We start from the raw sequence: 13,711 nt of genomic DNA, 5'->3' as shown, positions 1-13,711 counted from the left end.
GCGTGCCCCTCACGCGCGAAGGCACAGGAACGAGGCACCCATGACCGACCCCGTGACGCTGGACGGCATAGCCCCCATCGGCGAGTTCGACGAGAAGCGGGCCCAGAACGCCGTGCGTGAGCTGCTGATCGCGGTCGGCGAGGACCCCGACCGGGAGGGCCTGCTGGAGACACCGGCGCGGGTGGCGCGGGCGTACCGGGAGATCTTCGCGGGGCTGTGGCAGAAGCCCGAGGACGTGCTGACGACGACGTTCGACCTCGGCCACGACGAGATGGTGCTGGTCAAGGACATCGAAGTCATGAGCAGCTGTGAGCACCACCTGGTGCCGTTCGTCGGGGTCGCCCATGTCGGCTACATCCCCTCGGTCGACGGCAAGATCACGGGCCTGTCGAAGCTGGCCCGGCTCGTGGACGTCTACGCGCGGCGCCCGCAGGTGCAGGAGCGGCTCACCACTCAGATCGCCGACTCCCTGATGCAGATTCTGGAGCCGCGTGGGGTGATCGTCGTCGTCGAGTGCGAGCACATGTGCATGACGATGCGGGGAGTGCGCAAGCCCGGGGCGAAGACCATCACCTCGGCCGTACGGGGGCAGCTGCGCGACCCCGCCACCCGCAACGAGGCGATGAGCCTGATCATGGCGCGCTGACGCTGACGCGGGCGCGCCCCGCGCCCTACGCGGCCGGCGCCGCGTCCGGTCCGCCGTCGTTGTCGTCGTCCTCCGGGAGCTTGCAGACGTGCTCCAGGAAGAGGGCCGCCGCTATGACGGCGATGCCCGCCAGGACCGAGAACCCGGCGTAGACGGCCTGGTCACGGCGGGCCGGGATGTCCAGGAACTCCAGCAGGAAGACGCCCGTGCCGCCGTACATGCCGGCGACCAGCGCGGCGACCAGGGCGCTGGCCTGCCCGAACACGACCGCGCGGGCCGCCATCAGCGGGTCGACCCCCTTGGCGCCGGCCTGCCGCTCGCGCTGGTCCCTGAGGCGGGCGCGGAGGGAGAAGGCGGTGGCCGCGAGGACCACCGCGATCAGGGCCAGGACGATGGGCGCGGCCACCGGAACGCTCGGAAGGGTCCCCAGGGAGTTCCACAGGCGGGCGCCGGCCCAGGACAGGATCCCGGCGACGACGAAGACGCCGGCCAGCACCCTGATGCGCAGCTCTTTCACGGTGTCCCTTCGCGTTCCCCGGACGGTGCCCCGGAATGTGGTCGTGTCGACCTTAACGGCTACTCGGGCAGCCGGAGTTCCAGGTCGGTGCGGGGCGTGACGCCCTCGCGGGTGACCGCCCCGAGGAGATCGGCGACCGGGCCGCGGCCGGGGAGCTCCGCCTCGGGGTCGACGTCGTGCCAGGGGGCGAGCACGAAGGCGCGCTCGTGGGCGCGGGGGTGGGGGAGGGTGAGCCGGGGGTCGTCGGAGCGGAGGTCCGCGTAGGCGACGATGTCCACGTCCAGGGTGCGCGGCCCCCAGCGCTCGTCCCGGACCCGGTGGAAGGCCTCCTCGACCGCGTGCGCCCGCTCCAGCAGGGAGGACGGGGGCAGGGTGGTCCTGAGGACCACGACCGCGTTGAAGTACGAGGGCTGGCTGCCGGGCTCGACGCCCCACGGCTCCGTCTCGTACACGGGGGAGACGGCCTTGACCCGGATGCCCGGGGTGTCCTCCAGGGCGTCGACGGCCCCCTGGAGGGTCTCCAGGCGGTTGCCGAGGTTGGCGCCGAGGGAGACGACGGCCCGCTTCGGGTTCTGCAGGGTGGTGTCGGCGGCGTCGACCCGCTCGACCACGGAGGCGGGGACGGGCTGGACGGTCGGGTCGGTGTGGCCCTCGGCGGACGGCCTGGTCATACGCGGCTCCGGGTGATGGTGACGGTCACGTCGTCGAAGGGCACGGTGATCGGCGCGTCCGGCTTGTGGACGCAGACCTCGACCTCCCGCACCGCGTCGTGTTTGAGGCAGACCTGGGCGATGTGCTCGGCGAGCGTCTCGATGAGGTTGAACGGCTCGCCCCGGACGACCGCCACGACCTCCTCCGCCACGACGCCGTAGTGCACGGTCTTCGTCAGGTCGTCGTCGGCCGCGGCCGGCCGGGTGTCCAGGCCGAGGACGAGGTCCACGATGAAGGTCTGGCCCTCCTCGCGTTCCTTGGGGAACACACCGTGGTACCCGCGGGCCTTCAGGCCGCGCAGCGCGACACGATCCACACGAATCACTCCTGCAGTCGTCGGTCCGGTCGGTCGGTGCCCGTGCGGACGGCACACCGGCCTGCAGTCGAATCTACCCGCGGACACCGGTGGTCCGGGGTGCGGGCACGGGCCGGCGGCCGGGACGCCGCCTTCCGTCCACCCCGGGGAGGCCGGGGGTCCACGGGGCGGCGGCGCCTGCCCGCCCCGCCATGATCCCAGCCGCCTCCGGTGAGGAGCGGGAGGCTCTCGGGCCGTCGCTCAGGCCGGGGTGTCCTCGTCCTCGTCGTCGTCCTCCTCCTCGGCGAGGACCGGGGAGGCGTGGTGGGACCAGAGCTTCCAGCCGTCGGCGGTGCGCCGGAACACGTTGGTGGCGACGACGAGCTGGCCGACCAGGGGGCCGAGCTCCTCGCCGGCCTCGGGGGCGGGGCCGCCGCTGAGGATGTTCTCGGTGCAGGTCACCAGGGCGGTGTCGCCGGTGACGGAGACATGCGTGTCGGTGAGGAAGAACTGGATGTAGTCGGTGTTCGCCATGATCAGGGCGTACGACCTGAGGACCTCGCCGCGTCCGGTGAGCACGGGCCAGCCGGGGTGCACGCAGGAGACCACGCCGGTGTCGGCGGGGTCGTGGTACGACTCGTCGACGCCGAGGTCGCCGGGGGCCAGCCAGAGCGAGGCGACCTCTTCGAAGTCGCCCCTCTCGAGCGCCTCGTAGAAGGCGGTGTTGGCGGCCTCGACCTGCTCGACGTCGGTGTGGGGTGCGCTCACCGGGTTCCCTCTGCGCCGTGCGCGGTGGTTCCGGGGGCCGTGGTGTCCGCCGTGCGTGCCCGCGCGACGGCGCGCACGACCCGTACGGCGTCCGCGGTGGCGCGCACCTCGTGGACGCGGACCGCCCAGGCGCCGGCCTGCGCGGCGAGGGCGGAGACGGCGGCGGTGGCCGCGTCGCGCTCCCGCGCGGGCGGCGGCGCGCCGTCCGGGCCGGCCAGGACGCGGCCGAGGAACCGCTTGCGGGAGGCGGCGACGAGGACCGGGTGGCCGAGGGCCAGCACACGGTCCAGGCGGGCGAGGAGGGCCAGGTCGTGGTCGGCGTCCTTGGAGAAGCCGAGGCCGGGGTCGACGATCACGCGGTCGGCGGCGATGCCGCCCTCCAGGACGGCCTCCACGCGCGCGCGCAGTTCGTCGGCGACCTCCGTGACCACGTCGGTGTACACGCCTTCGATCCTGCCGCCCTCCAGGAAGCCGCGCCAGTGCATGACGACGAAGGGGGCGCCGGCGGCGGCGACGACGGGGATCATGGCGGGGTCGGCGAGTCCGCCGCTGACGTCGTTGACCAGGGAGGCGCCGGCCGCGAGGGACTGTTCGGCGACGGAGGCGCGCATGGTGTCGACGGAGACGGTGACGCCCTCGGCGGCGAGGCCGCGGACCACGGGGATGACGCGCCTGAGTTCCTCGGCCTCGTCGACGCGGGTGGCGCCGGGCCGGGTGGACTCGCCACCGACGTCGACCAGGTCGGCACCCCGGGTCACCAGGTCGAGACCGTGTTTGACCGCGGTCGTCGTGTCGAACCAGCGGCCGCCGTCGGAGAAGGAGTCGGGGGTGACGTTCACGACTCCCATGACCGCGCAGCGGTCCCAGGGAGGAAGGCCCGCGACCTGGCGGCGTCCGCTGTGGTTGCTCATACGTTCAGCGTAGGCCCAGCAAGGGGCCGGGGTGCGCCCCGGGCCGGTCGGGGAACCCGGCCCCCGCAAGGCGCCGTGGCCCGCCGCGCGGCACGGCGCGGTGGGCGGCGACGGGACACCCGGAGTTCACCGGCGGAGTTCACCGGTCGGTTCACGGGGCAATAAACGATCTTGATAATTGGGTCGTACGCCTATTCGCGCGTGCCGTGCGTTCCCTGATGCTCCGTGAAAGTCTCGGTGTGGCTTTGTTTTTACGGTGCGGGGCACCATCATTCGCCTACGCGCGGTAAGTTTCTGGCCATGCCACGTGGACGTCACCGTCATTCACCACCCCTGCACAGGATGCTGCCCCCGTCGGCGATCGCGGGCGTGTCCGCCGTCTGCGCCCTGGGTCCCTGGGTGTTCACGCAGCCGATGGTGCTTCGCGTCCTGGCCGCGGCCGCCGCGGTCACGGCGATCGCCGGTGCCGTCGTCATGCGGTACTGGGACACCCAGGCGGGCAAACGCGTCGCCGATCTCACGCGCGCGCGTGCGAGCGACGAATGGCGTTTCGAGGAGCGCGTCGCCGAACTGGAGTCCGACCTCGAGGAGTCGCGCGAGCTGCGGACGAAACTGGAACAGCGGTTGCGGGCCAGGCGCGCGGAACTCGCCGGGCTGCGCAACGAGCACGCGGCTCTGCTGCGGCGGTACGCCGCCTCCGAGGTCGACCGGGCGAGCGTCCTGGAGGAACGCCGGGTGCTCGAGATAGAGGCCACGGTCCCGGACCGCGCGCTGGCGGCGGGACCGTCGGTGGCGTCCGACGACGCGGCGGGGCCGCAGCGGGCGGCCGGAGCGGTGGGGCGGGACGGGGCCGCCGCCGGGGAGGAGCCGGCGGCCCCGCCGGTCTTCTCGCCGGAGGGGTCCGAGCTGTTCCTGCGCGCCGGCGCGGCGCTGGCGCGGCTCGCCGACGACTCCGGCGCCGCGGAGGACTCCGGCGTCCCGGAGGACGGCGCCGGCCCGGCCGCACGGGCCGGCGAGGCGCCCGGACCGGCCGGTGAGGACACCCGGACCGGTGACGCGCCGAAGGGCGAGGACGCCTCCGAGGGCCCCGAGGACGACGGCCCCGAACCCACCCGGAAGCCCGGGCCGGAGCAGGCGCGGGAGGACGGGACCGAGGGGCGGACCGGGGCCGTCGGCGAGCACGGGCGCACGACCGCCTCCCCCGGGCCGGCCGCTCCCGCGGACCGGTCCGCGCGGCAGTCCTCCGGGCACTTCGCCGTGCCGACGGCGGTGGCGGTCGCACCGCCGACCGCGCCGGCGCGGCAGCCGGTGTCCGAGGGCGGCTTCGACTTCTTCGGGACGAAGAAGGAGACGGACGGCGCCGCCCTGGACGCCGTGCAGAACGAGGACCTCGCCGACGTCGTCGGCCAGGAGGCGCTCGCCCTGCACAAGGCGGAGAGCGAGGAGCGGTCCGAGTCCGCCGACGAGGAGGCGCGCGGCGTCGGCCGGGTCATCGACCTGACGGCCCACGACGAGACGGAGCACATCGACGTCGAGGGCCTGCGCAGCGCGGCCTCCTGACCCCCGCCCACACGCCCGACGGGCCCCGCGCACCCCGCGCGGGGCCCGTCCGGCGTTCCGGCGCGCGCGGCTCAGGCCATCCAGCGGTCCGGGCGGGCGTCCCTGCGGCCGGTGCGGGAGCGCTCCGCCTGGGAGCGCAGGAGGTCCGCCGCCTCCGCGGCGTCCCTCAGGCGGGCCGTCACCGACTTGTTGGCGCCGGTGTCCACGTGGACGTCCGCGACGCCCCGGGCCCGCTGCCAGGGGCCCTGGGCCAGCCGCACGCTCTGCACCTTGGCGTGCGGCACCAGGGACAGGCTGCGGCGCAGCAGCCCGCGGCGGGCGGCGAACACCGCGTCGGTGACGGCGAGCCCGTAGCCGCGCCACCACACCGGAACGCACCACCGCGCGCGGCGCGGCGGCGGGACGAGCGCCTCGCGCGGGGGCACGCTCACCCCGGGCAGCACCCGCGCGACGACCGACTCGGCGAGCTCGCGCGGGGCGACCGGCAGCAGCAGGGAGTTGGACGACCCCGCCACGTCCAGTTCCACCCGCACCCAGCCCCGCCGCCGCCACAGCAGCGGCTCGACCAGCCGTACCGTCTGCACGCGCCCCGGCGGCACCGTCTCGTGCGCCCGGTCCAGCAGTCCGTGGTCGATGCGCAGCCCGTCGGGCGACTCGCCGAGCGTCCAGTCGTACTCGGCGACGAACCGGCCCACGCTGCTCGCGCCCGCGGCGCCGAACAGCGGCACGGCCGCGGCCAGCACCGTCCACAGGCTGTGGGTGGCCGTCCACAGCAGCGGCACCACGACGCCGGCGACGAGGAGCCAGCCCCAGGTCGCCCCGGTCAGCAGCAGGGAGACGGCGAGGACGCCCGGCGGCACCCGCAGCATCTCCCGGGACGGCGCCTCGCCCACCTCGTGCGCCGTCTCCGGCGCGAAACCCGCCGCCCGCGCGAGGAGTTCCGCGCGCAGCGCGCGCGCCTCGTCGGCGCCCAGGAAGGCGAGCTCGTCCTTCTTGTCGGTCCCTATGACGTCGAGTCTGAGCTTCGCCACGCCCGCGACCCGCGCGAGCAGCGGCTGGGTGACGTCGACGGCCTGGATCCGCTCGAGCCGGATGTGCGCGGTGCGCCGGAACAGCAGCCCGGTCCGGATGCGCAACTCGCTCTCGGTCACCGCGAAGTGGGTGAACCACCAGGTCAGGAAGCCGTAGAGGGCGGCGGCCGGGAGCAGGACGGCGAGCCCGATCAGCAGGTGGGCCGTCGTCAGCCGGGTCAGCTGGCGCTGCGTTCGGTCGGGGTCGTGCAGCGCCCACCCGATCAGCACCGCGACGGGCGCCCACGCCCGCCTGAGCGGCGTGACGGGGTGCAGCCGCCTCTCGGTCACGGGCGGCCGCCCGGACGCCTCCCCGGGCACGCCGGGGGCCGTCACAGCCCCGCCGATCGGGCCTCGCCGAGCTCGGTGAGCCGGTCGCGCAGCCGCTCCGCCTCGGCCGGGTCCAGACCGGGGATGGTGGCGTCGGTCGCCGCGGCCGCCGTGTGCAGCTGCACGCTGGCCAGCCCGAAGTGCCGTTCCACGGGCCCGGAGGCGACCTCGACCAGCTGCATCCGCCCGTACGGCACGACCGTCTCCTCACGCCACAGCACGCCCCGGCTGATCAGCAGGTCGTCGGCGCGCTCCGCGTACCGCCAGGAACGCCAGTTGCGCCCCAGCATCACCCAGCCCCAGACCGTCAGGCCCAGTGGCACGACGGCGAAGGCGGCCCAGCCGGGCCCCGCCAGCAACCCCGGCACCAGTGCGGTCGCCAGGGTCAGCAGCCCCAGCCACACCACCAGCAGCAGCCGTCGCATCCTCAGCAGCCCCGGCGGCAGCGCGATCCACACCGGCTCCCCGTCGCCCGGGGCCGCCGGCCCGCCCGCTCCCGCTGTCCCCGTGTCGTGCGGGCTCCCCGTCTCCATGGGCCCAGCGTACGTAGGGGAGACTGGGTGCATGACTCCTACGACGGAGACCATGGTCGGTATCGGCGGCGCGGCGGAGAGCACCGACATGGTGCTCAACATCGGGCCCCAGCACCCGTCCACGCACGGCGTGCTGCGGCTGAGGCTCGTCCTGGACGGCGAGCGCATCGTCCGCGCGGAGCCGGTGATCGGTTACATGCACCGGGGCGCGGAGAAACTGTTCGAGGCCCGGGACTACCGGCAGATCATCATGCTGGCGAACCGTCACGACTGGCTGTCGGCGTTCTCCAACGAGCTGGGCGTGGTCCTCGCCGTGGAGCGGATGCTCGGCATGGAGGTCCCCGAGCGCGCGGTGTGGCTGCGCACGCTGCTCGCGGAGCTGAACCGGGTGCTCAACCACCTGATGTTCCTCGGCTCCTACCCGCTGGAGCTGGGCGGCATCACGCCGATCTTCTACGCCTTCCGGGAGCGCGAGGAGCTCCAGCACGTCATGGAGGAGGTCTCCGGCGGGCGCATGCACTACATGTTCAACCGCGTGGGCGGCCTCAAGGAGGACCTCCCCGCCGGGTGGACCGCCCGCGCGCGCGACGCGGTCGCCGACGTGCGCTCCCGCATGGACCGCTTCGACGACCTGGTGCTCGGCAACGAGATCTTCCGCGGCCGCACGCGCGGCGTCGGCGTGCTGTCCCCCGAGGCCGTGCACGCGTACGGCGTGAGCGGGCCGATCGGGCGCGCCTCCGGCGTCGACTTCGACCTGCGCCGCGACGAGCCCTACCTCGCCTACGGCGAGCTGGGCGACGTCCTGAAGGTGGTGACCCGGGAGGAGGGCGACTGCCTCGCCCGCTTCGAGTGCCTCCTGGAGCAGACCCACAACGCCCTCGACCTCGCCGACGCCTGCCTCGACCGGCTCGCCGAGCTGCCCCCGGGCCCGGTCAACCAGCGGCTCCCGAAGGTCCTCAAGGCGCCCGAGGGACACACGTACGCGTGGACCGAGAACCCGCTCGGCATCAACGGCTACTACCTGGTCAGCAAGGGCGAGAAGACGCCGTACCGGCTGAAGCTGCGCTCGGCGTCGTACAACAACATCCAGGCGCTCACCGAGCTGCTGCCGGGCACGCTGGTCGCGGACATGGTGGCGATCCTGGGGTCAATGTTCTTCGTCGTCGGCGACATCGACAAATAGGTCCCCCGCGTCCGCGAGCCCCACCGGCTGCACCAGCCACCCGAAGTCGCCGAGGCCGCCCGGCGCGGTGAGTTCGGCGGCCTCGCCGGCGCCCGCGAGGGCGCGCACGTACCCGGCCGGGTCGGTGGAGGCCAGCGTGAGCGGGGGGCGCGCGCCGCTGACCCCCAGGGCGCGCAGGGCGTCCCGCTGCGACAGCAGGCGCGCGCCGGGGAGCGCGCAGGCCGCGGCGCACGCGTCCAGGGCGACATGGGCGGTGAGGTCGCACGACCCGTCCGGCACGGGCCTCGTCTCCCGCCCCTCCCGGAACGCCGTGAGCGTCCCGAACGGCGGCCGCGCGGCCGCCGTGTGCGCGTAGTCCACGGCGACGGCGAGCCCCCGCGCGAGCGTCCCGGCCGCCGCCGCCCAGGCCCGGTCCCGGGGCAGCCCGATCTCCGCGCGCAGCCCTTCCCCGGTCCCCAGCGGCCACCACCGCGCCAGCCACTCGGCCTCCGCGCCGGTGACCGGCTCCCCGAGCAGTTCCGTCCCGTCCTCCCGCACCCGCACCAGCCGGGGCACGCCGGACGGGTCCACCTCGGCGACGTCGACGGGCACGTTGTCCAGCCACTCGTTGGCGAAGAGCAGCCCGGTGACCCCCTCCGGGGGCTCGCGCCGCCACTCGATCCGGTGGTCCAGCCCGGCAGGCCGGCCGGCGAGCTCGACGGCGTACGCGCGCACGCGCGGCGCCACGCCGGCCGGCAGCGCGGCGAGGACGCCGGTGACCAGTTCGCCCCGCCCGGCCGCCATGTCCACGAAGTCGAGCGACGCCGGCCGCCCCAGCGCCTCGTCGACCCGGCACAGCAGCCGCGCCACGGCGCCCGCGAACAGCGGCGAGGCGTGCACGGACGTACGGAAGTGTCCGGCCGGGCCCGCGCCGGCCCCGCGGTAGAAGCCCCCGGGACCGTACAGGGCGTCCCGGGCCGCCGCCCGCCAGCCCCGCGGGCCGGTCCTCCCGGCCTCCGCCGTCACCGGTCCCGCCCGCCCGCCCGCACCGTCGTCACCGGCCCAGGTTAAACGCACGGACGTGCCGGACCTCCACCTTGCGGAGTACACGTGCCGACCGGGGATCGGCCCTCCGGTTGACTCCCGCACACATGTCGCTTCCCTACGCTGGGTTACGTGCAGCGCCTCTATGACTTCCTCCGCAGACACCCGACGTGGGTCGACGGCTTCTGGGCCGTGGTCCTGTTCGGGATTTCCGTGTTCAGCGGACCGACCGTGGAGGAGCCGCAGGGGACGGACCTGCCCGCCCTCATCGTGCCGGTCGCGCTGCTGCTGTCGCTGGTCGTCGCGCTGCGCCGCCGGATGCCCGAGCGGATGCTGGTCCTCGCCCTCGTCGTGGGCCTGGGGCAGCTGGTCGCGGACGTGGCGACGCTGCCCGCCGACTTCGCCCTGCTGGTGATCGTCTACACGGTCGCGGCGGTCGGCGCCCGCTGGGCCTCCCGCCTCGCGCTGACCGCCGGACTGTGCGCGGCCCCCCTCGCGCAGCTGCGCTGGCCCGACGAGAGAGTGGGAGTGGCGGCCAACCTCGCCATCATGATCTTCCAGGCCGTGCCCTTCGCCCTCGCCTGGGTGCTCGGCGACTCCATCCGCACCCGCCGCGCGTACTTCGCGCAGCTGGAGGAGCGGGCCGCCCGGCTGGAGAAGGAGCGCGAGGCGCAGGCCAAGGTCGCGGTCGCCGCCGAGCGCGCCCGGATAGCGCGCGAGCTGCACGACGTCGTCGCGCACAACGTGTCGGTGATGGTGGTGCAGGCCGACGGCGCCGCCTACGTCCTCGACGCCGCCCCCGACCAGGCGAAGAAGGCCCTGGAGACGATCTCCTCCACCGGCCGCCAGGCCCTCGCCGAGATGCGCCGCCTGCTGGGCGTGCTGCGCACCGGTGAGCACCAGGAGGCCGGGGAGTACGTGCCGCAGCCCGACGTGCAGCAGATCGAGGACCTCGTCGGCCAGTGCCGGGAGTCCGGGCTGCCCGTGGACTTCAAGGTGGAGGGCACCCCGCGCCCGCTGCCCAGCGGTCTCGAGCTCACCGCGTACCGGATCGTGCAGGAGGCGCTCACCAACACCCGCAAGCACGGGGGCCCCGACGCGGGCGCCAGCGTGCGCCTGGTGTACTTCGACGACGGTCTCGGCCTCCTGGTGGAGGACGACGGCAAGGGCGCCCCGCACGAGCTGTACGAGGAGGGCGGCCTCGACGGCCAGGGCCACGGTCTGATCGGCATGCGCGAGCGGGTCGGCATGGTCGGCGGCACCCTGGACGCGGGACCGCGCCCCGGCGGAGGATTCCGCATCAGTGTGCTGCTGCCGCTCAAACCCGCGCACTGACGCCCACGCACGCCCCCTGTTGACACCTGTCACACCCCCCGCGACGACTCGACGACCGAACGGAAGAGGCCCCGATGACGATCCGCGTGATGCTCGTCGACGACCAGGTGCTGCTGCGCACCGGGTTCCGGATGGTGCTCGCCGCCCAGCCGGACATGGACGTCGTGGCGGAGGCGGGCAACGGCGTCGAGGCCCTGGAGGCGCTGCGCTCCACCGCCGTCGACGTGGTGCTGATGGACGTCCGCATGCCCAAGCTCGACGGCGTGGAGACGACCCGCCGGATCTGCGCGGACGCCGATCCGCCGAAGGTGCTGATCCTCACCACCTTCGACCTCGACGAGTACGCCTTCTCCGGGCTCAAGGCGGGCGCGTCCGGCTTCATGCTCAAGGACGTGCCGCCGGGCGAGCTGCTCGCCGCGATCCGCGCGGTGCACAGCGGGGACGCGGTGGTCGCCCCGTCCACCACCCGCCGGCTCCTGGACCGGTTCGCGCCGATGCTGCCCAGCACCGGCGAGCAGCCCGAGCACAAGGAGCTGGAACGCCTCACCGGGCGCGAACGGGAGGTCATGGTGCTGGTCGCGCAGGGCCTGTCCAACGGCGAGATCGCGGCCCGGCTGGTGCTCTCCGAGGCGACCGTGAAGACCCACGTGGGCCGCATCCTGACCAAGCTGGGCCTGCGGGACCGGGTGCAGGTGGTCGTCCTCGCCTACGAGACGGGGCTGGTACGGGCCGGCGGACACGGCTGAACCGGCGGCCGCGCGCCGGTAGGGTCGGCGCATGCTGCTGTGGATCAACGGGCCCTTCGGGGGCGGAAAGACACAGACCGCACACGAGATACGGCGCCGCCTGCCGGGCAGCGTCGTCTGCGACCCGGAGCACATCGGATTCGGCCTGCACCGCACGCTGCCGCCCGGGCTGCGCGGCGACTTCCAGGACCTGAGGGCCTGGCGGCAGGGCGTCGTCGAGGTCCTCGACCTCGCCCTGACCGGGCACGACGGCGTGGTGATCGCCCCCATGACCGTCACCGACTCCGGGCACTTCGCCCAGACCGTCGGCCGGCTGCGCGAACTCGGCCACGACGTGCGCCACTTCACCCTCCTCGCCGAGCGGGAGACGGTGCTGCGGCGGCTGCGGGAACGCGGTCTCGGGCACCTGGTGGGCGGTGGGCGGGCCCTACGGCGGGAGAGCTGGGCCGTCGAGCGGCTCGACCACTGCCTGGAGCGCCTCGCCGGTCCGGAGTTCGCCGAGCACCTGTGGACCGACCGCACCACGGTGCCGGGGACGGCCGACCGCATCGCCGTCCTGGCCGGGCTGACCCTGCGCCCCCACCACGGGGGCCGGCTGCGCACCCGGCTGCGGCAGACGGGCGTGGCCATCCGGCACATCCGCTTCCACTGACCGCACGCACGGTACGCCGGCGCGGCACCGCCCCGGCCCCCCTCGCCCTACTCCGCGCTCCCCCCGGTCAGCCGCCGCGCGAGGTCCTCCGCCGCCGCCCGTACGTCGTCGGCCGTCCACTCCAGTCCCGCCGCCCGCACGTACACCTCCGTGCAGGCCACCCCCGGCCCCTTCGGGTCCCAGCCGTTGGCGAAGAGCATCGCCCCCGTCTCCCCGGCCGCCGCGATCGCCGCCTCGGCGACCACGTCCGCGTCGTACGGCAGCCACACCTGGAAGTCGTGGGTGTGCGGCACCTCCGGACGGACGCGGAACCAGGGCAGCCCCCCCGCCTCCAGGCCCTCGCGCAGCGCGGCGGCCACCACGCGCGCGTGCCGGACGTACTCCGGCAGCCGGGGCAGTTCCCGGTCCAGGCCGATCAGCGCGGACAGCGCGGTGGGGAACTGCTGGAAGACGTTGCCCCCGTACCGGTGCCGCCAGGCCCGCGCCTCCTCGACCAGGGTGGCGGGACCGGCGAGGGCGGCGCCGCCGTAGGCGTCGAGCGACTTGTAGAACGACACGTAGACGCTGTCCGCGAGGCCCGCGATCTCCTCCAGCGGGCGGCCGAAGTGCTCGGTGCACTCCCACAGCCGCGCCCCGTCGACGTGCACCACCGCCTCGCGTTCCCGCGCCGCGGCCACCACCCCGGTCAGCTCCTCCCACGTGGGCAGCACGAAACCGGCGTCCCTGAGCGGCAGTTCCAGCATCAGCGCGCCGAAGGGCTCCTCGAGGCCGCGTACCTCCTCGGCGGTGGGCAGCCGGGGCTCGCTCGTCGTCCGTACCGGCCGCAACCCGCTGACCTGGCTGAACGCGTGCCGCTCATGCACCTCGGGGTGGCTGAGCGGATGCAGGGCCACCGCGGGGTTCCCGGTACGGCCCGCCCAGCAGCGCAGCGCCACCTGCTGGGCCATCGTGCCGGTCGGGAAGAACGCGGCGGCCTCGGTGCCGAGCAGCCCGGCGACCCGCTCCTCCAGGGCCTCCACGACACCGTTGCCGTAGACGTCGGAGGCCTCGTCGAGGTCGTACACGCTCCCCGCCGCCTCCAGCAGGGCCAGCCGCTCCGAGAGGGGGGCGAGGAAACCGAGGCGCGCGAGCGCGCGCGGGGCGCCGCGCCAGGCGGCGATCCGCCGTTCGCGCAGCGTCGGCCGCGACGCGTCGTCCGCCCCCGGCCCCGGCGGCCGCCCGGATCCCGCCGCCGTGCCGTCGCCGCCGTCCGTCGTCTCATTCATGCCCGTGATCATCCCGCACCCCGCCCGCGCGGGCACCCCCCTCCCCTCCCCGTACGCGCGCCCACCGCACATTTCCGCACGCGCGTCCGTCACGGCGGCGCACGGAAACCCACACCCTGTGGACAACCGGCCGTCACCGGAACCGATCGCGTTAACATGACGAGAA

At 74.5% G+C, this 13,711-nt stretch carries 15 protein-coding genes; 6 read left to right on the top strand and 9 right to left on the bottom strand.

Features of this window, described 5'->3' with window-relative positions:
- The first annotated feature begins 40 nt into the window (after positions 1 to 40).
- Positions 41 to 646: a GTP cyclohydrolase I FolE gene (gene folE / locus ABTY20_RS15045; RefSeq protein WP_351997436.1), complete on the top strand. Its 606-nt coding sequence runs from the start codon at positions 41 to 43 to the stop codon at positions 644 to 646.
- Between the two features lie 25 nt (positions 647 to 671).
- Here the strand turns inward: folE and ABTY20_RS15040 are convergent, their stop codons facing one another.
- The 5 genes from ABTY20_RS15040 to folP form a co-directional block, all read right to left on the bottom strand.
- Positions 672 to 1,163 (bottom strand): DUF3180 domain-containing protein, encoded by a 492-nt coding sequence (locus ABTY20_RS15040; RefSeq protein WP_351997435.1) that lies wholly within the window; start codon positions 1,161 to 1,163, stop codon positions 672 to 674.
- A 59-nt stretch (positions 1,164 to 1,222) separates the two neighbouring features.
- Complete coding sequence (folK, locus tag ABTY20_RS15035; protein WP_351997434.1) at positions 1,223 to 1,834, bottom strand: 2-amino-4-hydroxy-6-hydroxymethyldihydropteridine diphosphokinase; 612 nt, start codon at positions 1,832 to 1,834, stop codon at positions 1,223 to 1,225.
- On the bottom strand, positions 1,831 to 2,190 hold the full coding sequence (gene folB / locus ABTY20_RS15030) for a dihydroneopterin aldolase (protein ID WP_351997433.1): 360 nt from the start codon (positions 2,188 to 2,190) through the stop codon (positions 1,831 to 1,833). Before folB ends, folK begins: the two co-directional genes overlap by 4 nt.
- 240 nt (positions 2,191 to 2,430) lie before the next feature.
- A complete protein-coding gene (locus tag ABTY20_RS15025; protein WP_351997432.1) occupies positions 2,431 to 2,937 on the bottom strand; it encodes a nuclear transport factor 2 family protein in 507 nt (168 codons plus the stop codon).
- Complete coding sequence (gene folP / locus ABTY20_RS15020; RefSeq protein WP_351997431.1) at positions 2,934 to 3,848, bottom strand: dihydropteroate synthase; 915 nt, start codon at positions 3,846 to 3,848, stop codon at positions 2,934 to 2,936. The genes ABTY20_RS15025 and folP overlap by 4 nt, the downstream gene beginning before the upstream one ends.
- A 300-nt stretch (positions 3,849 to 4,148) precedes the next feature.
- Here folP and ABTY20_RS15015 point away from each other — a divergent pair, with 300 nt between their 5' ends.
- A complete protein-coding gene (locus ABTY20_RS15015) occupies positions 4,149 to 5,408 on the top strand; it encodes a hypothetical protein (protein WP_351997430.1) in 1,260 nt (419 codons plus the stop codon).
- A 71-nt stretch (positions 5,409 to 5,479) separates the two neighbouring features.
- Here the strand turns inward: ABTY20_RS15015 and ABTY20_RS15010 are convergent, their stop codons facing one another.
- Together ABTY20_RS15010 and ABTY20_RS15005 are read right to left on the bottom strand one after the other, a co-directional pair.
- Positions 5,480 to 6,814, bottom strand: coding sequence for a PH domain-containing protein (locus ABTY20_RS15010; RefSeq protein WP_351997429.1), 1,335 nt, complete (start codon positions 6,812 to 6,814; stop codon positions 5,480 to 5,482).
- Positions 6,811 to 7,341 (bottom strand): PH domain-containing protein, encoded by a 531-nt coding sequence (locus ABTY20_RS15005; protein WP_351997428.1) that lies wholly within the window; start codon positions 7,339 to 7,341, stop codon positions 6,811 to 6,813. The genes ABTY20_RS15010 and ABTY20_RS15005 overlap by 4 nt, the downstream gene beginning before the upstream one ends.
- Positions 7,342 to 7,372: 31 nt before the next feature.
- Here ABTY20_RS15005 and ABTY20_RS15000 point away from each other — a divergent pair, with 31 nt between their 5' ends.
- Complete coding sequence (locus tag ABTY20_RS15000; protein ID WP_351997427.1) at positions 7,373 to 8,524, top strand: NADH-quinone oxidoreductase subunit D; 1,152 nt, start codon at positions 7,373 to 7,375, stop codon at positions 8,522 to 8,524.
- Here ABTY20_RS15000 and ABTY20_RS14995 read toward each other — a convergent pair.
- Positions 8,489 to 9,529, bottom strand: coding sequence for an SAM-dependent methyltransferase (locus tag ABTY20_RS14995; RefSeq protein ID WP_351997470.1), 1,041 nt, complete (start codon positions 9,527 to 9,529; stop codon positions 8,489 to 8,491). The two genes, ABTY20_RS15000 and ABTY20_RS14995, sit on opposite strands and share 36 nt — an antisense overlap.
- 150 nt (positions 9,530 to 9,679) lie before the next feature.
- On the opposite strand from ABTY20_RS14995, the gene ABTY20_RS14990 reads away from it, so the two are divergent.
- The 3 genes from ABTY20_RS14990 to ABTY20_RS14980 all read left to right on the top strand — a co-directional run bounded on the left by ABTY20_RS14990 (position 9,680) and on the right by ABTY20_RS14980 (position 12,280).
- Positions 9,680 to 10,882 carry a sensor histidine kinase gene (locus ABTY20_RS14990; RefSeq protein ID WP_351997426.1) on the top strand — a complete coding sequence of 401 codons (1,203 nt, stop codon included), beginning with the start codon at positions 9,680 to 9,682 and terminating at the stop codon, positions 10,880 to 10,882.
- 74 nt (positions 10,883 to 10,956) lie between these two features.
- On the top strand, positions 10,957 to 11,628 hold the full coding sequence (locus tag ABTY20_RS14985) for a response regulator (protein ID WP_351997425.1): 672 nt from the start codon (positions 10,957 to 10,959) through the stop codon (positions 11,626 to 11,628).
- A gap of 31 nt (positions 11,629 to 11,659) precedes the next feature.
- Positions 11,660 to 12,280, top strand: a complete 621-nt coding sequence (locus tag ABTY20_RS14980) for an AAA family ATPase (protein ID WP_351997424.1) — start codon at positions 11,660 to 11,662, stop codon at positions 12,278 to 12,280.
- 47 nt (positions 12,281 to 12,327) lie between these two features.
- On the opposite strand, the gene ABTY20_RS14975 is transcribed toward ABTY20_RS14980, so the two are convergent.
- Positions 12,328 to 13,557 carry a threonine aldolase family protein gene (locus ABTY20_RS14975; RefSeq protein ID WP_351997423.1) on the bottom strand — a complete coding sequence of 410 codons (1,230 nt, stop codon included), beginning with the start codon at positions 13,555 to 13,557 and terminating at the stop codon, positions 12,328 to 12,330.
- Between the last annotated feature and the right edge of the window lie 154 nt (positions 13,558 to 13,711).

The sequence above is a fragment of the Streptomyces sp. NPDC126497 genome, assembly GCF_040302425.1.
GTDB lineage: Bacteria > Actinomycetota > Actinomycetes > Streptomycetales > Streptomycetaceae > Streptomyces.
This window is presented reverse-complemented; position numbering and strand designations above follow the sequence as displayed.